At 65.9% G+C, this 19,842-nt stretch carries 17 protein-coding genes; 9 read left to right on the top strand and 8 right to left on the bottom strand.

What is annotated here, in order from left to right; all coding sequences use genetic code 11:
• Window positions 1–3 precede the first annotated feature (3 nt).
• Both ACI3EV_RS01250 and ACI3EV_RS01245 read right to left on the bottom strand, forming a co-directional pair.
• A complete protein-coding gene (locus ACI3EV_RS01250) occupies window positions 4–1,989 on the bottom strand; it encodes a MacB family efflux pump subunit (protein ID WP_329770648.1) in 1,986 nt (661 codons plus the stop codon).
• Window positions 1,990–1,999: 10 nt separating this feature from the next.
• The gene (locus ACI3EV_RS01245; RefSeq protein ID WP_329770647.1) at window positions 2,000–3,211 is read right to left on the bottom strand and encodes an efflux RND transporter periplasmic adaptor subunit; all 1,212 of its coding nucleotides are present in this window, start codon (window positions 3,209–3,211) and stop codon (window positions 2,000–2,002) included.
• A gap of 249 nt (window positions 3,212–3,460) precedes the next feature.
• On the opposite strand from ACI3EV_RS01245, the gene minC reads away from it, so the two are divergent.
• The 4 genes from minC (at window position 3,461) to ACI3EV_RS01225 (ending at window position 7,244) form a co-directional block, all read left to right on the top strand.
• Window positions 3,461–4,210, top strand: coding sequence for a septum site-determining protein MinC (gene minC / locus ACI3EV_RS01240; RefSeq protein WP_329770646.1), 750 nt, complete (start codon window positions 3,461–3,463; stop codon window positions 4,208–4,210).
• A gap of 31 nt (window positions 4,211–4,241) precedes the next feature.
• Complete coding sequence (gene minD, locus ACI3EV_RS01235) at window positions 4,242–5,057, top strand: septum site-determining protein MinD (RefSeq protein ID WP_329770645.1); 816 nt, start codon at window positions 4,242–4,244, stop codon at window positions 5,055–5,057.
• A 2-nt stretch (window positions 5,058–5,059) separates the two neighbouring features.
• Window positions 5,060–5,332: a cell division topological specificity factor MinE gene (gene minE, locus ACI3EV_RS01230; protein ID WP_329770644.1), complete on the top strand. Its 273-nt coding sequence runs from the start codon at window positions 5,060–5,062 to the stop codon at window positions 5,330–5,332.
• A gap of 67 nt (window positions 5,333–5,399) precedes the next feature.
• Window positions 5,400–7,244 carry an ABC transporter ATP-binding protein gene (locus tag ACI3EV_RS01225; RefSeq protein WP_329770643.1) on the top strand — a complete coding sequence of 615 codons (1,845 nt, stop codon included), beginning with the start codon at window positions 5,400–5,402 and terminating at the stop codon, window positions 7,242–7,244.
• Between the two features lie 61 nt (window positions 7,245–7,305).
• Here ACI3EV_RS01225 and ACI3EV_RS01220 read toward each other — a convergent pair whose 3' ends face one another.
• Together ACI3EV_RS01220 and ACI3EV_RS01215 are read right to left on the bottom strand one after the other, a co-directional pair.
• Window positions 7,306–8,343 (bottom strand): glycosyltransferase family 1 protein, encoded by a 1,038-nt coding sequence (locus tag ACI3EV_RS01220; RefSeq protein ID WP_329770642.1) that lies wholly within the window; start codon window positions 8,341–8,343, stop codon window positions 7,306–7,308.
• Window positions 8,344–8,454: 111 nt separating this feature from the next.
• Window positions 8,455–9,699: a DUF4010 domain-containing protein gene (locus ACI3EV_RS01215; RefSeq protein WP_337691950.1), complete on the bottom strand. Its 1,245-nt coding sequence runs from the start codon at window positions 9,697–9,699 to the stop codon at window positions 8,455–8,457.
• Between the two features lie 154 nt (window positions 9,700–9,853).
• Between ACI3EV_RS01215 and ACI3EV_RS01210 the strand changes: the two genes are divergently transcribed.
• Window positions 9,854–11,203, top strand: coding sequence for an NnrS family protein (locus tag ACI3EV_RS01210; RefSeq protein WP_337691951.1), 1,350 nt, complete (start codon window positions 9,854–9,856; stop codon window positions 11,201–11,203).
• Window positions 11,204–11,220: 17 nt separating this feature from the next.
• On the opposite strand, the gene ACI3EV_RS01205 is transcribed toward ACI3EV_RS01210, so the two are convergent.
• The 3 genes from ACI3EV_RS01205 to recG form a co-directional block, all read right to left on the bottom strand.
• Window positions 11,221–11,994 (bottom strand): sulfite exporter TauE/SafE family protein, encoded by a 774-nt coding sequence (locus ACI3EV_RS01205; protein ID WP_337691979.1) that lies wholly within the window; start codon window positions 11,992–11,994, stop codon window positions 11,221–11,223.
• Window positions 11,991–12,497, bottom strand: a complete 507-nt coding sequence (locus ACI3EV_RS01200; protein ID WP_405198009.1) for an NUDIX hydrolase — start codon at window positions 12,495–12,497, stop codon at window positions 11,991–11,993. The genes ACI3EV_RS01205 and ACI3EV_RS01200 overlap by 4 nt, the downstream gene beginning before the upstream one ends.
• An 87-nt stretch (window positions 12,498–12,584) precedes the next feature.
• Entirely contained in the window at window positions 12,585–14,702 is a 2,118-nt protein-coding gene (gene recG, locus ACI3EV_RS01195; protein WP_337691952.1) for an ATP-dependent DNA helicase RecG, read from the bottom strand.
• A gap of 169 nt (window positions 14,703–14,871) precedes the next feature.
• Between recG and ACI3EV_RS01190 the strand changes: the two genes are divergently transcribed.
• The 4 genes from ACI3EV_RS01190 to tgt all read left to right on the top strand — a co-directional run bounded on the left by ACI3EV_RS01190 (window position 14,872) and on the right by tgt (window position 18,566).
• On the top strand, window positions 14,872–15,876 hold the full coding sequence (locus ACI3EV_RS01190; protein WP_329770638.1) for a TauD/TfdA family dioxygenase: 1,005 nt from the start codon (window positions 14,872–14,874) through the stop codon (window positions 15,874–15,876).
• Window positions 15,877–15,990: 114 nt separating this feature from the next.
• A complete protein-coding gene (gene queA, locus ACI3EV_RS01185; RefSeq protein WP_337691953.1) occupies window positions 15,991–17,055 on the top strand; it encodes a tRNA preQ1(34) S-adenosylmethionine ribosyltransferase-isomerase QueA in 1,065 nt (354 codons plus the stop codon).
• A 108-nt stretch (window positions 17,056–17,163) separates the two neighbouring features.
• A complete protein-coding gene (locus ACI3EV_RS01180) occupies window positions 17,164–17,325 on the top strand; it encodes a hypothetical protein (RefSeq protein WP_329770636.1) in 162 nt (53 codons plus the stop codon).
• A gap of 74 nt (window positions 17,326–17,399) precedes the next feature.
• Entirely contained in the window at window positions 17,400–18,566 is a 1,167-nt protein-coding gene (tgt, locus tag ACI3EV_RS01175) for a tRNA guanosine(34) transglycosylase Tgt (RefSeq protein ID WP_337691954.1), read from the top strand.
• Window positions 18,567–18,657: 91 nt separating this feature from the next.
• Here the strand turns inward: tgt and ACI3EV_RS01170 are convergent, their stop codons facing one another.
• On the bottom strand, window positions 18,658–19,776 hold the full coding sequence (locus tag ACI3EV_RS01170) for a cytochrome-c peroxidase (RefSeq protein ID WP_329770634.1): 1,119 nt from the start codon (window positions 19,774–19,776) through the stop codon (window positions 18,658–18,660).
• Window positions 19,777–19,842 lie beyond the last annotated feature (66 nt).

Below are 19,842 nucleotides of genomic sequence, written 5' to 3'. Positions count from 1 at the left end.
ATGTCATTGGCGCGATAGCGCATCCACCGGATCCAGCCGCGCCGCATTGCGCGCCGGCAGGAAACCGAACAGCACGCCGATCAGGGTCGAGAAGAAACAGGCCGCCACAATCGAGCCGACCGAAAAAATCATGCGGAAATTGCCGCCAAACTGGGCAAAGATCCAGCCCACGGTCAGCGCCAGCAGCACGCCGAGCACGCCACCCAGCAGACACACCAGCACCGCCTCGATCAGGAACTGCTTGAGGATGTCGCCCTGGCGCGCGCCCACCGCCATGCGCACGCCAATTTCCTGGGTGCGCTCGGTGACCGATACCAGCATGATGTTCATCACGCCAATGCCACCCACGATCAGCGAAATCAGCGCGATGGCGGAAATCAGCAGCGTCATGGTCTGGGTCGTGCTTTCCACTGTCTGGCGGATGCTGTCCGAGTTTTGCGTGAAGAAATCGACCTTGCCGTGGCGCAGCGCCATCAGCTGGGTGATGCCCTCTTCGGCCGCCTTGCTGTCGGCGCCGTCCTTGACGCGCACCGTGATGCCGCGCAGGTAGTCGGTGCCCATGATGCGCCCCATCACCGTGGTGTAGGGCAGCCAGATGTTGAGCGTGTCAGCCGCGCCGAACATGCTGTCCTTGGGCTCGGTCACGCCCACCACACGCACCGGCACGCTGCCGATCAGCAGCACCTTGCCCAGCGGGTTCTCGCCCGGCTGGAAAAAGGCATCGCGCGTGTTCGGGTCGATCACCGCATCCTGGTTCTGCGTGCGCACGCTGTCATCGTCAAAGCTCACGCCCTGCGCCAGGGTGTAGCCGCGCACCTGGAAAAACTGCGGTCCGACGCCCTGCACGGTGGCGTTCTTCTCGACGTTGGTGCGGCGCAGCATGGCGCTGGTCTGCACGTTCGGCGTCACGCTATCAACGTAATTCAGCTGCGCCAGCGCCTGCGCATCGGATGGCTTGAGCGTACGGATGCGGCCCGAGCGCCGGTCACCAAAGCCGGTGCCGGGATAGACATCGATGGTGTTGGTGCCCATGCTGCTGACGTCCTGCAGGATACGCTGGCGCGAGCCCTCGCCCAGCGCCACCACCGACACCACCGAGGCGATGCCGATGATGATGCCGAGCATGGTCAGCAGCGTACGCATCTTGTGGCCGACCATGGCGCGCACCGCCATCTGCAGCGCCTCGCCCAGCCGGCCCCAGGTCGCGGCCCAGCTGTTCTTCTGCTGCGGCACGCCGCTGTTGTCCTTGACGGCAGACGCCGGGGCATCGCTGTTGCGCGTATCGCCAACGATGCGGCCATCGCTGATTGTGATGACGCGTTCGGCATGCGCCGCCACCTGGGCATCGTGCGTTACCAGAATGATGGTGTGGCCGGCGGCATGCAGCTCTTTCAGGATAGCCATCACCTCGACACCGCTGGCACTGTCGAGCGCGCCAGTCGGCTCGTCGGCCAAAATCACGTCTCCGCCGTTCATCAGCGCACGCGCAATCGAGACACGCTGCTGCTGGCCACCCGAAAGCTGGCCGGGCCGGTGGTGGATGCGCTCGCCCAGGCCCAGTCGTTCCAGCAGCTGCTGCGCGCGCCGGTGGCGCTGCTCCACATTGACGCCGGCGTAGATCGCCGGAATCTCCACGTTCTGCAGCGCGTTCAGGTCGCCCATCAGGTGGTAGCGCTGGAAGATGAAGCCAAAGTGCTCGCGGCGCAGGCGCGCCAGCTCGTCGGCTTCCATGCGGCCGGTTTCCTTGCCGGCGACCTGGTAGCTGCCGCGCGTGGCGCGATCCAGGCAGCCCAGGATGTTCATCAGCGTGGACTTGCCGGAGCCGGAGGCACCGACTATCGCCACCATCTCGCCGGCATGGATGTCCAGGTCGATGTCCTTGAGCACGGCCACCACATCGTCGCCGGCCGGGTATTCGCGCGTCACGCCGCGCACCCGCATCAGCGGAATGCGCTCGTCCGTGCCAGCAGGGGATCGGGTTTCAGTCATGGCGCTTCCGTCAGAACATGCGCGGCGTGCGGCGCGCCGGCGAGTTGGCACCGCCCGCGGCAGAATCACCCACCACCACCAGCTCGCCTTCCTTCAGGCCATCCAGCACCTGCACCTGCACGCGGTTGTTCAGGCCGATGCGCACCTGGCGCGTTTCCACGGTTTCCTTGCCCTTCTCGCCGCTGGCCACGCGCACCGGATAGACCGGTTCCTTGCTGCCCGGCGCACGCTTGCCCAGCGCACCGGCCGGAATCAGCAGCGTATCCTTGGCTTCGGCCAGCACGATGGAGACCTGCGCCGTCATCTGGATGCGCAGCTTGCCATCGGCGTTGGGGGCATCCAGCAGGCCGTTGTAGTAGACGGCACTGGTGTTGGAGCTGCTGGTGGCGCTGCCATCGTAGGTTTCCATGTCGATCGGGCCCGGCTCGATGCTGCGCAGCGTAGCCGAATAGCGTTTTTCCGGCTCGCCCAGAATGGTGAAATAGGCCGGCATGTCGGGCTTGACGCGCGGCACGTCCGCCTCGGAAATCTGCGCCTGGATCGTCATCGTGTCCAGCTGCGCCACCTTGACGATGGTCGGCGCGGTCTGGTTGGCGTTCACGGTCTGGCCTTCATCGGTCACGATGGCCACCACGGTGCCGGCGCCCGGCGAGGTGATGCGGGTGTAGCCCAGATTGGCCTGCGCCGTCTGCATGCGCACGTTGTACTGCGCGATGCTGGCATCGGCCGTCTTCAGGTCGGCGCGTGCCGTGGCCAGGGTCTGGCGGGCGGCATCGTAATCGGCCTTGCTGGCGGCATCGCGGTCGTACATGTACTTCTGGCGGTTGTACTCGGTCAGCGCCTTGTCCACCACCGCCTGCTTGGCCACCTTCTGCGCCCGCGCCGAAGCCAGCGCCGCCTCGGCGTCACGCAGGTTGTTGCTCTGCGTCACGGCGTCGATATCGGCAATGCGCTGGCCGGCCTGCACCTGGTCACCGACCTTGACGTACAGCTTCTTGACCTGGCCCGATACCTGAGCGCCCACGTTCACCAGGTTCGAGGCCTGGATCGTGCCGGCGGCCAGCACGCTGTCCTCCAGGCTGCCGCGCTGCACCGGCGCGGTAATCAGCGGCGGGGTTTCCGGCTTGGCCAAGAAGGTGCTGTAAATCAGCCAGCCGGCCAGTACCAGCACGGCGACAGAGAAGGCAATCCACCAGGGGTGGCTCTTGAGGGTTTTCCACATGGTCTTGTTGGTGTCCTGTTGCGGATCCGGCCCGATGCCGGATACCAGGAGAGGTGTCGGCCTGCTGCTGCAGCAGCGATGTTGCAGTGCAGGACTCCTGAACGATACGGCCATGATGCCGGAAGTTCCCGGAGCCTGCCGCCGATATCGCGTCAAATTCGCGTTGGATCGTAACTGGCTGATACATGAAGCCGCGCTGCAGACGGTAAACTCATGGCTTTACCGTTACCGTTTTTTCTGACCACCACCATGACCGTCGCTACGGCAACGCCGAGTTTCGAATTCAAGAGCGCCTTCCTGTCCACGGTGGCCCTGCTGCTCAAGTCCCCTGACCTGTCCCTGCTGCAAGCCGGGCTGGACGCCCAACTGGGTGACGATCCCGACTTTTTCGACCACGATGCCCTGGTGATCGACCTGGCTGCCGTACACGGCGAGACCATCGATTTCGCCGCGCTGGTGGCCTTGCTGCGCGCACGCCGCACGCTGCCGGTTGCCGTCCGCGGCGGTTCACCGGAGCAGATGCAGGCCGCGCTGGCCCAAGGCCTGGCCGCCGCCCCCGAAGAGCTGCCGGCGCGTGCCGTGGCCGCCCCGGCAGCGGCTCCCGCACCGGCACCGCAGACCGTGGTGCAGCAGGTCGAGGTGGTGCGCGAAGTGCCGGCACCGGCCCCCGTCACCATGGTGATCGACAAGCCGCTGCGCTCCGGCCAGCAGGTCTATGCGCGTGGTGCCGATCTGGTCGTGCTGGCCATGGTCAGCGACGGTGCCGAGGTCATCGCCGACGGCAATGTGCACGTCTATGCGCCGCTGCGCGGCCGCGCTATTGCCGGCGCGCGCGGCAATACCGATGCCCGCATCTTTACCACCTGCCTGCAGCCGCAGCTGGTATCGATTGCCGGCATCTACCGCACCAGCGAACAGGAGCTGCCGCCCGAGGTGGCCGGCAAGCCGGCACAAGTGCGGCTGGACGGCGAAAAAATGCTGTTCGAACCCCTGAGTTAATCTTCATATCCATTACCAAGGAAATCCCAACATGGCAAAAATCGTCGTCGTGACCTCCGGCAAGGGGGGTGTAGGCAAGACCACCACCAGCGCCAGCTTTGCCACCGGCCTGGCCATGCGTGGCCACAAGACCGCCGTCATCGACTTTGACGTCGGCCTGCGCAACCTGGACCTGATCATGGGCTGCGAACGCCGCGTGGTGTACGACCTGATCAACGTGATCCAGGGTGAGGCCAACCTGAACCAGGCGCTGATCAAGGACAAGCAGGTCGACAACCTCTACATCCTGGCCGCCAGCCAGACACGCGACAAGGACGCCCTGACCAAGGAAGGCGTCGGCAAGGTACTGGAAGACCTGGCCGCCATGGGCTTCGAATACATCGTCTGCGATTCGCCCGCCGGTATCGAGGGCGGTGCCATGATGGCCATGCACTACGCCGACGAGGCGCTGGTGGTGACCAACCCCGAAGTCTCCTCCGTGCGTGACTCCGACCGCATCCTCGGCATGCTGGGCAGCAAGACCAGGCGCGCCTCCGAAGGCAAGGAGCCGATCAAGGAGCACCTGCTGATCACGCGCTACAACCCGAACCGCGTGGCCGATGGCCAGATGCTGTCGCTGGAGGATATCCAGGACATCCTGCGCATCAAGCTGATCGGCGTGATTCCCGAATCCGAAGCCGTGCTGCAGGCCTCCAACCAGGGCTCGCCGGCGATCCTGTCCACTGGTACCGATGTGGCCCAGGCCTATAGCGACGTGATCGACCGCTTCATGGGCCAGGACAAGCCGCTGCGCTTCATCGACGCTGAAAAGCCGGGCTTCTTCAAGCGCCTGTTCGGAGGGAAGTAAGCATGGCATCGTTCCTGTCCTTCCTGCTCGGTGAAAAGAAGAAGACCGCCTCGGTCGCCAAGGAGCGCCTGCAGATCATCCTGGCGCACGAGCGCAGCGGCCGCGCCGGTGCCGACGAGCCCGACTACCTGCCGGCGCTGCAGCGCGAGCTGGTGGCGGTGATCTCCAAGTACGTCAAGATCAACCCGGACGACCTGAAGGTGCAGCTGGACCGCCAGGACAACCTGGAAGTGCTGGAAGTCAAGATCGAACTGCCGGACGCACAGCAGCGCTGAAGCCCATGCGCCACGCCCGGATAGCCCCGGCGTAGCGCATGTCACGCGACTCCGCTAGGATTCCGGAATGCAATTCCTGTTTTCCTGGTTTGAACGTCGCCTGCCACCCTACCCCTCGCGGGAGCCAGTGGCCCCTCCCACCAGCCTGCTGCGCTTTGTCTGGCAGATGACGCGCGGCGCGCGCGGCTACCTGCTCGGCATGGCCGTGCTGTCAGCGCTGGTGTCCATGTACGAAGTCTTCCTGTTTGCCACGCTCGGCCGCGTGGTGGACTGGCTAGCCGCCAGCACGCGCGACACCCTGCTGCAGGACTTCGGCAGCCAGCTCGGCTGGCTCACCGGCATCATGCTGGCCTCGATCGTGGTGGTCGGGCTGCAGACCATCTTCAAGCACCAGGCGCTAGCCATCAACTTCCCGATGCGGCTGCGCTGGAACTTCCACCGGTTGATGCTGGGCCAGAGCATGGCCTTTTACGCCGAGGAATTTGCCGGCCGCATCACCACCAAGATCATGCAGACCGCGCTGGCGGTACGCGACATGCTGTTCACCACCACCGATGTGGTGATCGGCATGGGCACCTACATGATCACCATCCTGCTGCTGGCCGGCGGTTTCGACCTGCGCCTGATGCTGCCGTTTGCGCTCTGGGCGGTGAGCTATCTGCTGGCCTGCTGGTATTTCGTGCCCAAGCTGGGCCAGGTGAGCAAGGCGCAGGCCAACGCCCGCGCCGCCATGACTGGCCGCATCACCGATGCCTACGCCAACATTGGCACCGTCAAGCTGTTTGCACACACCCAGCGCGAAGCCGGCTTTGCACGTGCCGCGATGGACGATTTCCGGGCCACCGGCTACCAGCAGATGCGACTGGTGAGCCGTTTCGAGATCGTCAACCAGATCATGATGGTGCTGCTGATCCTGAGTGCCACCGGCCTGTCGCTCTGGCTCTGGACGCGTGGCGAAGTCGGCACCGGTGCCGTCGCCGCCGTCAGCGCCATGGCGCTGCGCCTGACGGGCATGAGCCACTGGGTGATGTGGGAAATGACGATGCTGTTCGAGAACGTCGGCACCATCCAGGACGGCATGCAGACACTGTCGCGCCCGCGCACCGTGGTCGACGCCGACAATGCCCGCCAGCTGGAAGTGTCGCAGGGCGAGGTGCGCTTCGAGCGTGTCAGCTTCAGCTACCGCGCCGGCCTGGCACCAGTGATCGACGGGCTGGACCTGGTGATCCGCCCCGGCGAAAAAGTCGGACTGATCGGCCGTTCCGGTGCCGGCAAGTCGACGCTGGTCAACCTGCTGCTGCGCTTCCAGGACGTGGACAGCGGCCGCATCCTCATCGACGGCCAGGACGTGCGAAGCGTGACGCAGGACAGCCTGCGCAGCGCCATCGGCATGGTGTCGCAGGACACCTCGCTGCTGCACCGCTCCATGCGCGACAACATCCTCTATGGCCGACCCGATGCCAGCGAAGCCGAGATGATCGCTGCCGCCGAACGCGCCGAGGCCGACGAGTTCATCGCGCGCCTTGATGACCGCCAGGGCAACACCGGCTACGACGCCCAGGTCGGCGAACGCGGCGTCAAGCTCTCCGGCGGCCAGCGCCAGCGCGTGGCGATCGCCCGTGTCATGCTCAAGGATTCGCCGATCCTGGTGCTGGATGAAGCTACCAGCGCACTCGACTCCGAAGTCGAGGCTGCGATCCAGAGCAGCCTGCTGCGCCTGATGGAAGGCAAGACCGTGATCGCGATTGCGCACCGCCTGTCCACCATCGCCGCACTGGACCGCCTGATCGTGCTGGACCAGGGCCGCATCCTGGAACAGGGTACGCACCAGGAGCTGCTGGCGCTGGGCGGGCTCTATGCGCGCCTGTGGCAGCGCCAGAGCGGCGGTTTTCTGGCGTCGCAGGATAGTTGATCAGGGGGCGCTTGCCCCTGTCGTGAATCGCTATATGAAGAGATAACTTGCCCGCCGCCGCTTACCCCGCCAGCACCACCTGCGCCGCCTCCCGACCACGCGGTGCCAGACCATCCAGGAACTGGCGCGTGGCCGAAGGCCAGTTGAACTGCTCGGCGTGGCGGCGCACGGCGGCACGGTCTTTCGTCTTGTCCAGCGCTCGCAGGCAGGCCTGGCGCAAGTCGGTATCGAGCACGCCGCCGTCCGAGTCCATGCCGATCACGTCGATCGGTCCCGGGACCGGATAGGCCGCCACCGGCGTCCCGCAGGCCATGGCCTCAACCATCACCAGACCGAAGGTATCGGTGACGCTGGGGAACACCATCACGTCGGCACTGCGGTAGGCGGTGGACAGCGGTTCGCCCTTGAGCACGCCAAGCCAGCGCGCCTCGGGGAAGCGCGCGCGCAGCTTCTCTTCTTCCGGGCCGGAGCCGACCACCCACTTCTCGCCGGGCAGGTCCAGCTCCAGGAACTTGTGCACCTGCTTTTCCACGGCAATGCGGCCGACGTAGAGGAAGACTGGATCCTTCTCGCGCGGCAGGAACTCGCCATCGGGATGGAAGGCATCGAGATTGACGCCGCGCGACCACAGGCGCGCCTTGCTGAAGCCGCGCTCCTTCAGGTCCTGCACGATCGCCGGCGTGGGTGCCATGGTGGAACGCGCCGCATTGTGGAACTTGCGCAGTACCGCATAGCTGATGCCGACCGGCAGGCGGAAGCGCGCGTGCACGTATTCGGGAAAGCGGCTGTGGTAGGCGCTGGAAAACGGCCAGCCCAGCTTGATCGCGGTATGGCGCGCCATCCAGCCCAGCGGGCCTTCGGTGGCAATGTGCAGGCAATCCGGATCGAAGGCCTGGATGCGCTGCGCGATCTGCGCCGGCGTGGCCAGCGCCAGCGAAATCTCCGGGTAAGTCGGGCACGGCATGGAGCGGAACTCCAGCGGCGACAGGATCTGCACCTCATGCCCCAGCTCCTGCAGGTGGGCGGTGGTGGTCTTCAGCGTGCGCACCACGCCATTCACCTGGGGCTCCCAGGCGTCCGTCACAATCATGATTTTCATGTCACTCGCTTCCGTGTCCGGGGGCGGCCTCATGCTGCCCCGCACCATAATGTGTGACCATTGGACGGGTTTTGCACGACGAACACGTGTCGAACCCGTGACGTCTGCGTGTCAACCCCAGATGCCCTGCATCAGTGCCAGCACCGCCGCGGCGGCGGCCACCTGCGTGATCAGCGTCAGCGCCACGTACCAGCCATAGGAGCGGCTGCCGCTGACCAGGGCCAGCGTGGCCTTGGCCGTCGAACCCGAAGCCAGCACGCCCACCAGGCCCCATTGCGCCGTGGTTTGCGGCATATGGCCGGATGTTGCCATGCGCGCAATACTGACTGCCGCTGCCTGCAGCTCGGTCAAGGCCGCCAGCATCGCCGCCAAGATCGCCACGGTATCGCCAAACAGATGGCGCAGCCAGGCCGCCATGATGGATACCAGTGCAATCGCCAGGGCGATCAGCAGTGCATGGCTGAGCTTGAAGGCGCGCGCCGATGCCGGTGCAGTCTCTTCCGGTACCGGCTGCTGCAGCGAACGGCGCAAGCCGATCAGTGCCCCCAGCAACAGCACCAGCACCGCCATGCCCAGGGGCGCTGCCGTGGCCAGCAGCAGGCCAGGCGCCACCGCCCAGACCACGGCACCAAGCAACAGCAGCGAGGCCAGGTTGGCCAGTATCGCGGCAGCTCCGGCCTCCAGGGCGCTGCCGGTATCGGACTTGCTGCGCTGCCCCATGCTGGCGGTAGCGGCCGTGGACGAGGCAAAGCCGGCAAAGAAACCAGCCACTGGCAGGCCCCAACGCGGCCCGACCATGCGCTGCGCCACATGGCCCAGCACGCCCACCGCCATCACCAGTACCACCACCTTCCACACCGTGCGCAGATGCAGCACGCCCCAGGGATCGACCGCGGCGGCCGGCAGCAGCGGCATCACCACCAGCCCCGCTACCAGCAGCACCATGCCATCGCGCACTTCCTGCTCGCTGATCAGGTTGCGGCTGATGTTCTTGAGCTGGCTCTTGGCCTGCAGCAGCACTGCCACCACCACGCCCAGTGGCACGGCCAGCTCCGGACGGTGCATCGCCAACCCGGCCAGCGCCATGTTCACCAGCAGCGCCGCCTCGCCGGTCAGGCCGACATCGTCCGGCTCGTTGCGCATGTAGCCGGCCACGCCATAGGCGCCAATCACCAGCACGGCCACCATGTAGATACCGACGCCCAGCTCCATGCAGATGGCACCCGCCAGCGCCACCAGCGCATGCGTGCGGATGCCGGCCATGGTTTCGGTATTGCGGCGCTCGCGCACCATGCCGATCAGCAGGCCGATACCGAGTGCCGCGAGAATGCCGCGCAAGCTGTCATTCCATTCCATCCCCGAGTACTCCTCTGCCCTGTGCGGGCTTGTCTGGCCAGCATATACCAACTGGCCTCGCCTGCGGAGCGGGGCCATGCCGGAGGCCATTCATGCCCTTGCCGCCACTGCGTGAATGAACCTTTTGTCACAGCCGCTGGCCTAGAATTTCTGCATGACTGACAAGCAGACCCCCTCTCCCCGCCCGATTCCGATCCAGACCGCTGCGCCACGCCCCTCCGCCGAAGACAAGGCGCGCGAAAAAGCCGCCCTGCTGGCCGCGGCCGAAGCCGCGCCCTGGCGCCTGCAGGACCTGATGCGCGCCCCCCACCGGCTTGGCTTTTTCCTGGCGATGCTGCTGCTGGTGCTCGGCAGCCTGTGGTGGGCACTGGTGCAGGTCGACCGCTTCAGCAGCGCCCTGCAGCTGCAGCAGACGATCCCGGCCACGCTGGTCCACGCCAACGTGATGGTCTATGGCTTCATGCCGCTGTACTTTGCCGGCTTCCTGTTCACCGCCGGTCCCAAGTGGCTCAACGTCACCGCCCCCACGTCAGAGCAGGTACGGCCGCTGCTGCTGTTGCAGGCCGGCGGCTGGCTGCTGTGGCTGGTCGGCGCGCAGCTGAGCCAAACACTCGCGCTGGTCGGCGGCGCGCTGGCGCTGATCGGCCTGTGCTGGATGTACGCCATGTGGTGGAAGCTGGTGCGCATCAGCGTGCACCAGGACCGCCTGCATGCCAAGAGCGTCGGCATTGGCGGCCTGATCGGCTGTATTGCCCTGGCCGGTGCCCTGCTGGCGCTGTGGCAAGGCGATGCGGCGCAATCGCGCCTGTGGACGCTGACCGGCCTGTGGGGCTATATCGTCGTCACCTTTGTCGCCGTGGCCCACCGCATGATTCCCTTCTTCACCAGCAATGCCGTGCCCATGGTGCAGGTCTGGCGTCCGTTCTGGGTGCTGGGGCTGATGCTGGGTGCCGCGCTTTTCGAGGCCATCGTGCCCTGGCTGGAAGCGCTGGGCCTGCGCGGCCAGGGCTGGATGCTGTTCCGCGGCGTGGTCGAGCTCGGCATTGCCGCCATGCTGCTGTGGCTGGCCGTGGTCTGGGGCCTGGTGCAGAGCCTGAAAATCCGCCTGCTGGCGATGCTGCACATCGGCTTCATCTGGCTGGGCCTGGCCTTCCTGATCAGCGGCCTGACGCAGATCCTCGGTGCCACCGCCGGCATCGTGCTGCCGTGGGCGGCGCTGCACGCGCTGACCATGGGCTGCCTGGGCTCGCTGATCGTGGCCATGGTGACGCGCGTGTCCTGCGGCCACAGCGGCCGCGCCCTGATTGCCGACGATACCGTCTGGCGGCTGTTCTGGCTGCTGCAGCTGTCCATCCTGCTGCGCATCGCCGGCGCCTTCCCGAGCGGACAGGCCAGCCTGCTGCTGATGCTGGCAGCCCTGCTCTGGACCGGCATCCTGGCGGTCTGGGCCTGGCGCTACAGCCGCTGGTACGGCAAGCCGCGCGCTGACGGCAAGGAAGGCTGATATGCCCGCGCGCCGGCTCAGCGCTGGCGCAGGAAGAACAGCAGCGTCATCACCAGGCCGGTGATGATCACGATGGCACGCACGGCACGTATCGGCAGGCGGCGTGCCAGCCGGGCACCGGCCCAGCCACCCAGCGTGGCAAAGACCATCATCACCAGTGCCTCGCGCCAGACAATCGCGCCGGCCCAGGCAAAGGCCGCCACCGAAATCAGCGACAGCACCAGCGAATTGAGATTCTTGAGCGCGTTGGCGGTATTCAGCCGCGCCTCGCCCACCAGCAGGTACATCGCCATCAGCAGGATGCCGAGCCCGCCGTTGAAGTAGCCGCCGTAGATGCAGACCAGCAGCAAGGCCGGCAAGCGCCAGCGCTGCAGCTGATCCGCCTGGCCGCCGCGCAGCCGTGCCGTCAACCAGGGGCCAAATGCGAACAAGGCCGTGGCAAACAGCAGCAGCCAGGGCACGATGCCGGCGAACACAGCCGAAGGCGTCACCAGCAGCAGCAGCGCCCCCAACAGGCCACCCAGCGCCGCCACCAGCATCTCGCGCCAGAGCAGGCGGCGCGGCAAGTCCTGCAGCTCCGGCCGGAAGCCCAGCGTGCTGCCCAGATAACCGGGGGATACCACGGCGGCGCTGGTGGCGTTGGCGGCAATCGGCGGAATGCCGGCCCATACCAGTGCCGGAAAAGTCAGGAAACTGCCGCCACCGGCAATCGCATTCAGTACGCCCGCGCCAAAGGCGGCCAGTGCCAGCACCAGCCAGATGCCCAGATCCAGTTCAGCCACGGCGCTCAGCGTGTCTCGAAGCAGGCGGGATTGGTAACACTCTCATGCGCGTAGATCGTGTCGAGCGGGAAGCGGTGGCCGCTCAGGTAGTCTTCCAGCGAGCGGAGCACCATCGGGCTGCGGTGGCGCGCTACGCTGGCGCGGATCTCGTCCGGGCTCATCCAGACGGTGCGCTCAATGGGCGTGTCCAGCTGGCGCTCAGGATGGAACTGGCCCAGCTTGCCGCAGAAGGTGAAACGCAGGAACGTCAGGTCGCGGTCGATGCCGCGTTTGGGATCATGACCCTGGTAGCGCGACAGGTAGACGCCGACCAGCGCCTCGGGCGTGAAGTCGTGGGCGGTTTCTTCCAGCACTTCGCGCACGCAGGCATGCACCAGGGACTCGCCGCGGTCCAGGTGGCCGGCCGCATTGTTCAGCACCAGACCACGGGTCTGACGCTCTTCCACCAGCAGGAATCGGCCTTCATGCTCCAGCACGGCAGCCACGGTAACTCGAGGGGTCCAGCGTTCCATGATTGTTCTTTCAGCATTGCAGGCCTGCATCAGGATCAGGCCAAGGAAGAGGATATTATCGCATTACTACCGGCGACCTACACGGCTTCACGCCTTCAGGAACTCGGCCTTGCCGCCCAGCCAGCGCTCCAGGTGGCGCTCGGCCAGCACCGGGTGCTGCCGCAGCATGCGCGGCGCCCAGTCGCGTGCCCAGTCCAGCAGCAGGCCATCCTGTTCCAGATCGGCAAAACGCAGCAGCGGGCTGCCGCTCTGGCGCGCCCCCAGCAGCTCGCCCGGGCCGCGAATTTCCAGATCGCGCCGGGCAATCTCGAAGCCGTCACTGGTTTCGGCCATCGCCGTCAGCCGCGCCTTCGCCGTCTCACTGACCCGGCCGGCTTCGTTCGGCGCAAACAGCAGCACGCAGACGCTGGCAGCCGCGCCCCGCCCGACGCGGCCGCGCAGCTGGTGCAACTGGCTCAGGCCGAAACGCTCGGCGTGCTCGATCACCATCAGGCTGGCATTCGGCACGTCCACGCCGACCTCGATCACGGTGGTGCTGACCAGCACGCCGGTCTCGCCGCTGACAAAGCCTTGCATGATGGCCTTCTTCTCGGCCACCGGCAGCTTCGAGTGCAGCAGCGCCACCTGCACGCCCGGCAGCGCCTCGCCCAGTTCTTCCCAGGTCTGGGTTGCGTTCTGCAGGTCCAGTACCTCGCTTTCCTCGATCAGCGGGCAGACCCAGTAGACCTGCCGGCCCTGTGCCAGCTGCGTACCGATACGCTCGATCACCTCGTGCCGGCGCTGCTGGCTGATCAGCTTGGTCAGCACCGGCGTGCGTCCGGGCGGCAGCTCGTCGATCGTGCTGACGTGCAGATCGGCGTAATAGCTCATCGCCAGCGTGCGCGGAATCGGCGTCGCCGTCATCATCAGCAGGTGCGGCTCGCGCACCACGCCGGTATCGGCATCGGCTGCGGTCGCCATCTTCTGCCGCAGGGCCAGGCGCTGCGCCACGCCAAAGCGGTGCTGCTCGTCGATGATGGCCAGCGCCAGCTGGTGGAACTGCACCTTGTCCTGGATCACCGCATGCGTGCCCACCACCAGCTGCGCCTCGCCGCTGGCAATGCGCGCCAGCATCTCGCGCCGCTCCTTCGTCTTCTGGCTGCCGGTGAGCCAGGCCACACCCACGTTCAGCGGCGTCAGCCAGTCCAGCAGCTTGCGGAAATGCTGCTCGGCCAGGATCTCGGTCGGCGCCATCAGCGCGCACTGCCAGCCGGCATCGATGCAGATCGCCGCCGCCAGCGCCGCCACCACCGTCTTGCCGGAACCGACATCGCCCTGCAGCAGGCGGTGCATCGGCTGGCCTTGCTGCAGGTCCTGCGCGATCTCTTCGCAGACACGGCGTTGCGCTGCCGTCAGACTGAACGGCAGCTGTGCCAGCAGCTGTTCATGCAGGCCGCCCTGGCGCAGCGGCAGTTGCGGCGCCTGCAGCTGCTCGCGCGCGATATGCGCCTGCGCCTGTGACAGCTGCTGCGCCAGCAGCTCCTCCGCCTTCAGTCGCAGCCAGGCCGGGTGGCTGCGATCCTCCAATGCCGCCACCGAAACATCGGCCGACGGATGGTGCAGATACTGCAGCGCCTCGCCCAGCGCCCAGGGCGGCTGGTGCACCACGCGGCCCAGATCCTGCAGCGCCGCCGCCGGCAGGGTTTCGGCCAGCAGGCCGGCCTTGTGTGCGCGTTCCAGCCCCGATTGCACGGCACGCCGCAAATAGGCCTGCGGCAGGTTGCCGGACGAGGGATAAACCGGCGTCAGCGCCTCCGGCAGCTCGCCCCCGGCGGCGCGGAACGAGGGGTGCAGCATGGTGCAGCCCATGAAACCGGTGCGGATCTCGCCGCGCAGCAGCACCTGCCGGCCTTCCGACAGGGCCTGCTGCTGGTTCGGGTAGAAATTGAAAAAGCGTGCCGTGCAGACATCGGTGCCGTCGTCCACCGTGACAATCAGCTGGCGCCGTGGCCGGTACTGCAGCTCGCTGGACGTGACCACGCCCTCGATCTGGATCACCTCGCCCGGGCGTGCATCGCGCAACCGCGTGATGCGCGTCTCGTCCTCGTAGCGCAGCGGCACGTGCAGGGCGAAATCCATCGGTGACAGCAGTCCCAGCTTGCGCAGGGCCTTCTGCATCGGGGACAGGGGCTTGGCCGCAGGGGCGGCACGCTCGGGTTCGGACATGGGGACAATTCTGCCTGCTTTTGCGGCGTGGCAGGCACAGCGCGAGCGATACGGCGATGGCCCTGCCATCCCGCCAGCCCATCAGCTTGAGCCAGACCGCACTCTTGGTTACCATTGCAGATTCGCCGCGCCATGCGGCCTGTCCTGTTCCGCTTGGAGACCCCGCCCCATGAGCCTGATCCTGACCCAGCCCATCACCGGCCCTTCGGCCTGGAAAGCCGCCGATGCAGCCCAGCGCCAAGACGAATGGCTGCGCCCCCTCTCCGCCGAGGCCATTGCCGCACTGGATGCTGCGCTGGCAGGGCTGGAGGCACGCGGTCTGCGCTTCCCCCACTTCACCAAGGAAGACTTCCCGCTGGACGCGCTGGCTCCCGAGCTGGCACGCTGGTCCGAAGACCTGGAGAACGGCCTGGGCTTTGTGGTGGCGCGCGGCATTCCGGTAGAGCGCTATACCGAGGCACAGATCGATGCCATCTGCTACGGCATCGGCCTGCATCTGGGCCGCCCGGTGCGCCAGAACCCCAAGGGCGATCTGCTTGGCAAGGTTCAGGCCGTCGGTGATATCGGCGACAAGAACACGCGCGTCTACGAAACCAACCTCTACCTGCCCTACCACACCGATCCCTCCGACGTGGTGGGCCTGCTGTGCGTGCGCAAGGCCAAGGAGGGCGGCCTGTCCAGCCTCGTGAGCGTGGCCTCCATCTACAACGAGATCCTGGCCAAGTACCCCGAATACCTGGGCCTGTACTACAAGCGCTGGTACATGGCCCACCTGTGCCAGCCCACACCGGCACTGACCGCGCTGTTCAGCTACCACCAGGGCAAGCTGAGCTGCCGCTACCTGCGCCAGTACGTCGAGCTGGGCCACGAGATCATGGAGCTGCCGCTGTCGCAGGTCGAGATCCGCGCGCTGGACATCCTCGACGAAGTGATCGCCAACCCCGTGCACCGCATCGACATGATGCTGGAACCGGGTGACCTGCAACTGGCCAACAACAACGTGGTGCTGCATTCGCGCACCGGCTTTGTCGATCACGACGACGTCGTCAAGGATGGCCGCAAGCTGCTGCGCCTGTGGCTGCAAATGCCCAACGCCCGTGAGCACGGCGACGATTTCCCCGGCCGCAACGGCTTCCCGGAAACGCCGGAGATGCTGGCTGCCCTGGCCTCCTGATCGGACTTGGTGGCGGCAACGCCACCGGCCTGACCTGCCCTCTTCTGCCCCAAGGGTTTTCCTGGCGCGGGCCTGCACGTGGGACAATGCGGCCTGCCCTTACCGCCTAGCGCCATGATCTCCCCTGCCCCCACCTTCACCCTCAGCGATTTCGACTTCCACCTGCCGCCCGAGCTGATCGCTCAGCACCCGGCGCCCGAGCGCACCGGCTCGCGCCTGCTCGATGGCCGTGCGCCCGAACCGGTGGACCGCCGCTTTACCGAGCTGCCCGGCCTGCTGCGCAGCGGCGATCTGATGGTGTTCAACGATACCCAGGTGGTGAAGGCGCGCCTGTTTGGCCAGAAGGCCACCGGCGGCCAGCTGGAACTGCTGGTGGAGCGCGTGCTGCACGAAGCCGATCTGCCGCACACGGTCGCCGCGCACATGAAGGTCAGCAAGAAGCCGCAACCCGGTGCCGTGCTGCAGATGGACGGCGGCTTCACCGCCACCCTGCTGGGCCGCTGGCCGCACGAGGACGGCCCGATCTACCGCTTCCAGTTCAGCGATGATCCGTACACGCTGATGGCGCAGCACGGCCACGTGCCGCTGCCGCCCTATATCACCCACGGCGACGATGCCGAGGACGAGCGCCGCTACCAGACCGTGTTTGCGCGCCACCCCGGCGCCGTGGCCGCTCCCACAGCCGCGCTGCACTTTGACCAGCCGCTGCTGGACCAACTGCAGGCCATGGGCGTGGAACGTGCCCATGTCACGCTGCACGTGGGAGCCGGCACCTTCCAGCCGGTCAAGACCGAAAACATCGCCGACCACGTGATGCACCACGAGCGCTACCATGTACCGGCCGAGACCCAGGCCGCCATCGAGGCCTGCCGCGCACGCGGCGGCCGCATCGTGGCGGTAGGCACCACCAGCGTGCGCGCGCTGGAAAGCTGGGCCACGTCGGGTCAGGCCCATGGCGATACCGACATCTTCATCACGCCAGGCTACCGTTTCCGCGTGGTGGACCTGATGCTGACCAATTTCCACCTGCCCAAGAGCACGCTGATGATGCTGGTCAGCGCCTTTGCCGGCTACGAGCAGATCAAGGCGCTCTACCAGCATGCGATTGCGCAGCAGTATCGCTTCTTCAGCTACGGCGATTCCATGTTGCTGCAACGCAACATGACTGGCAACACCTGAAAATCATCTTCCAAGTCCTTGCAATAGTTCACACTTTTGTCATGACTGAAAGCTGACACTGCCGTCAGCTGATGCACAATCGTGTTGCATCAAGGAAGGATAAGTCACATGTTGTCTCTGTTTGGCCGTCTGGCCGCTGCCATGGTTTTCCTGCTGGGCTTCAGCGTTGTTACCGCCTGGGCGTGGGACAGTTCGGATCGTGCCGATGGTCGCTCCGACATCACCCAGCCCCAGCTGGTCCAGACCAGCCACGCCCCGTCGCAGCAGTAATCCTGCCGATCCCGGCACGGCGCGCCATGCGCCACACATGACGCCGGCGCAGCCAGGCCCTACAATCGGTCGCCATGCTGCAATTCGATCTTCTCTCCACCCACGGCCAGGCGCGCCGTGGCCGGCTCACGCTCAACCATGGCGTGGTCGAGACCCCCATCTTCATGCCCGTGGGCACCTATGGCACCGTCAAGGGCGTGATGCCGCGCAGCCTGCACGAGATGGGCGCACAAATCATCCTCGGCAATACCTTCCACCTCTGGATGCGTCCGGGGCTGGACATCATGCAGCAGTTTGGCGGCCTGCACCACTTCGAAAACTGGCACAAGCCGATCCTGACCGATAGCGGTGGTTTCCAGGTCTGGAGCCTGGGCGACATGCGCAAGATCAGCGAGGAAGGCGTGCGTTTTTCCAGCCCGGTCAACGGCGACAAGCTGTTCCTCACGCCCGAGATCAGCATGCAGATCCAGACCGTGCTGAACTCCGACATCGTGATGCAGTTCGACGAGTGCACGCCTTACGAGACGCACGGCCATCTCACCACCGAGAAGGAAGCGCGTGAATCGATGGAGCTGAGCCTGCGCTGGGCGCAGCGCTGCAAGGACGAATTCGCTCGGCTGGAGAACCCGAACGCGCTGTTCGGCATCGTCCAGGGCGGCATGTTCGAGCACCTGCGCCAGGAGTCGCTTGAACAGCTGGTCGAGATGGATTTTCCCGGCTATGCGGTGGGTGGCGTCAGCGTTGGCGAGCCGAAGGAGGACATGCAGCGCCTCACCGCCTACACGCCGCACCGCCTGCCCGAGCACAAGCCGCGCTACCTGATGGGCGTAGGCACGCCGGAAGACCTGGTGTTTGGCGTGCAGCACGGCGTCGACATGTTCGACTGCGTGATGCCGACGCGCAATGCGCGCAACGGCCATGTGTTCACGCGCTTTGGCGACCTGAAGATCCGCAACGCGCGCCACAAGACCGATCCGCGCCCGCTGGACGAGACCTGCAGCTGCTACGCCTGTGCCGGTGCCAGCGGCATCCCCTACGCCGAAGGCGGCCGTGACGGCTTCAGCCGCGCCTACCAGCACCACCTGGAAAAGTGTGGCGAGATGCTCGGCCCGATGCTCACCACCATCCACAACCTGCACTACTACCTGAATCTGATGCAGGAAATCCGCGATGCCATGGATGCCAACCGCTTCGAGGCTTTCGTGCAGCAGTTCCACGCCGACCGCGCACGCGGCGTCTGATCCCGCACGCCGGCACTGACACGGCAGGCAGCAAAAAGGCCTTCCCCCTTGCGGGTGGAAGGCCTTGCCGTTTGCGCCTCAGCGCAGCGGATTATTGCTTGGCAAAGGGATCGGGACGCGGCGTGCTGTCACCCGACACCGGCAGTTGCGGCAGTGCAAAGTTCGGCTGGTCGCCGGTCAGCGTCTTCAGGAAGGCGACGATCTTGGCGTTCTCGTCTTCCGTGAAGGTGCGGCCCAACTGCAGCTTGCCCATGGTGTCCACGGCTTCGGTCAGCGTCATGGCCGCGCCATCGTGGAAGTAGGGATAGGTCAGTTCCACGTTACGCAGCGTCGGCACCTTGAACAGGAAGCGGTCCTGGTCAGACTTGGTCACGTCCATGCGGCCCTGGGCCGTGTGTGCCGTCTTGTAGGCTTCGACCACGCCCATTTTCTGGAATGAGGCACCGCCCACGTTGGGGCCGTTGTGGCAGGCCACGCAGCCAGCCGACTTGAACAGCTCGTAACCCGCCAGCTCGTCGGCGGTGATGGCCGAGTCGTCACCCAGCAGCCACTTGTCGAAACGGGAGTTGGGCGTGACCAGCGTTTCCTCGAAAGCCGCCAGCGCCGTCGTCACCTGGTCGATATCGATCTTGTCGCTCTTGAAGACCTCGGTAAATTCCTGCTTGTAGCCCGGAATGGTTTCCAGCAGGGCCACGGCCAGATCGTGCGTGAAGGCCATTTCCACCGGGTTGGCAATCGGGCCGCCGGCCTGTTCCTTCAGGTCCTTGGCGCGGCCGTCCCAGAACTGGGCGATGTTCAGGCTGGAGTTCAGCACGGTGGGCGAGTTGATGCCGCCCTTCTGCCAGCGGTCGCCGATGGAAGCGGCCAGGTTGTCAGAGCCACCCATGCTCAGGTTGTGGCAGGAGTTGCAGGAGAAACCGCCGGAGCGCGACAGGCGCGGATCAAAGAACAGCTTCTTGCCCAGTTCGACCATGGCCGGATCCTTGATCTCGGCCACCGGAATCGGCTTGATCAGCTCATTGCGGACCGCAGCAGCCGGTGCCGCTGCCGTGGCGGAAGCCGGTGCAGAAGCAGCAGCGCTGGCAGCAGCAGAGGCGGCCGGGGCAGCCGTCGGGGCTGCAGGCTTCTGGTCATTGCCACAGCCAACGAGTCCGAGGGTCAGGGCCGTGATGACCGCCGCGGTCAAGGCATTGAGTTTCTTGTAGGCCATGGGCATTTTCTCCTGTCTGCACATGCGTGCTTGCGTTATAGATGCATTTGCAGTGCAGAACGGGAT

Source organism: Allobrachymonas wangyanguii (genome assembly GCF_045055315.1).
Classification (GTDB): Bacteria; Pseudomonadota; Gammaproteobacteria; order Burkholderiales; family Burkholderiaceae_C; genus Brachymonas; species Brachymonas wangyanguii.
Note: the sequence above shows the minus strand (reverse complement) of the source record. Positions and strands in the feature narration are given on the sequence as shown.

What these genes read in the sequence shown, in the direction of transcription:
- ACI3EV_RS01250 (WP_329770648.1), bottom strand. Translation starts at nt 1,989, where the DNA reads ATGACTGAAACCCGATCCCCTGCTGGCACGGACGAGCGCATTCCGCTG.
- ACI3EV_RS01245 (WP_329770647.1), bottom strand. Translation starts at nt 3,211, where the DNA reads ATGTGGAAAACCCTCAAGAGCCACCCCTGGTGGATTGCCTTCTCTGTC.
- minC (WP_329770646.1), top strand. Translation starts at nt 3,461, where the DNA reads ATGACCGTCGCTACGGCAACGCCGAGTTTCGAATTCAAGAGCGCCTTC.
- minD (WP_329770645.1), top strand. Translation starts at nt 4,242, where the DNA reads ATGGCAAAAATCGTCGTCGTGACCTCCGGCAAGGGGGGTGTAGGCAAG.
- minE (WP_329770644.1), top strand. Translation starts at nt 5,060, where the DNA reads ATGGCATCGTTCCTGTCCTTCCTGCTCGGTGAAAAGAAGAAGACCGCC.
- ACI3EV_RS01225 (WP_329770643.1), top strand. Translation starts at nt 5,400, where the DNA reads ATGCAATTCCTGTTTTCCTGGTTTGAACGTCGCCTGCCACCCTACCCC.
- ACI3EV_RS01220 (WP_329770642.1), bottom strand. Translation starts at nt 8,343, where the DNA reads ATGAAAATCATGATTGTGACGGACGCCTGGGAGCCCCAGGTGAATGGC.
- ACI3EV_RS01215 (WP_337691950.1), bottom strand. Translation starts at nt 9,699, where the DNA reads ATGGAATGGAATGACAGCTTGCGCGGCATTCTCGCGGCACTCGGTATC.
- ACI3EV_RS01210 (WP_337691951.1), top strand. Translation starts at nt 9,854, where the DNA reads ATGACTGACAAGCAGACCCCCTCTCCCCGCCCGATTCCGATCCAGACC.
- ACI3EV_RS01200 (WP_405198009.1), bottom strand. Translation starts at nt 12,497, where the DNA reads ATGGAACGCTGGACCCCTCGAGTTACCGTGGCTGCCGTGCTGGAGCAT.
- recG (WP_337691952.1), bottom strand. Translation starts at nt 14,702, where the DNA reads ATGTCCGAACCCGAGCGTGCCGCCCCTGCGGCCAAGCCCCTGTCCCCG.
- ACI3EV_RS01190 (WP_329770638.1), top strand. Translation starts at nt 14,872, where the DNA reads ATGAGCCTGATCCTGACCCAGCCCATCACCGGCCCTTCGGCCTGGAAA.
- queA (WP_337691953.1), top strand. Translation starts at nt 15,991, where the DNA reads ATGATCTCCCCTGCCCCCACCTTCACCCTCAGCGATTTCGACTTCCAC.
- ACI3EV_RS01180 (WP_329770636.1), top strand. Translation starts at nt 17,164, where the DNA reads ATGTTGTCTCTGTTTGGCCGTCTGGCCGCTGCCATGGTTTTCCTGCTG.
- tgt (WP_337691954.1), top strand. Translation starts at nt 17,400, where the DNA reads ATGCTGCAATTCGATCTTCTCTCCACCCACGGCCAGGCGCGCCGTGGC.
- ACI3EV_RS01170 (WP_329770634.1), bottom strand. Translation starts at nt 19,776, where the DNA reads ATGGCCTACAAGAAACTCAATGCCTTGACCGCGGCGGTCATCACGGCC.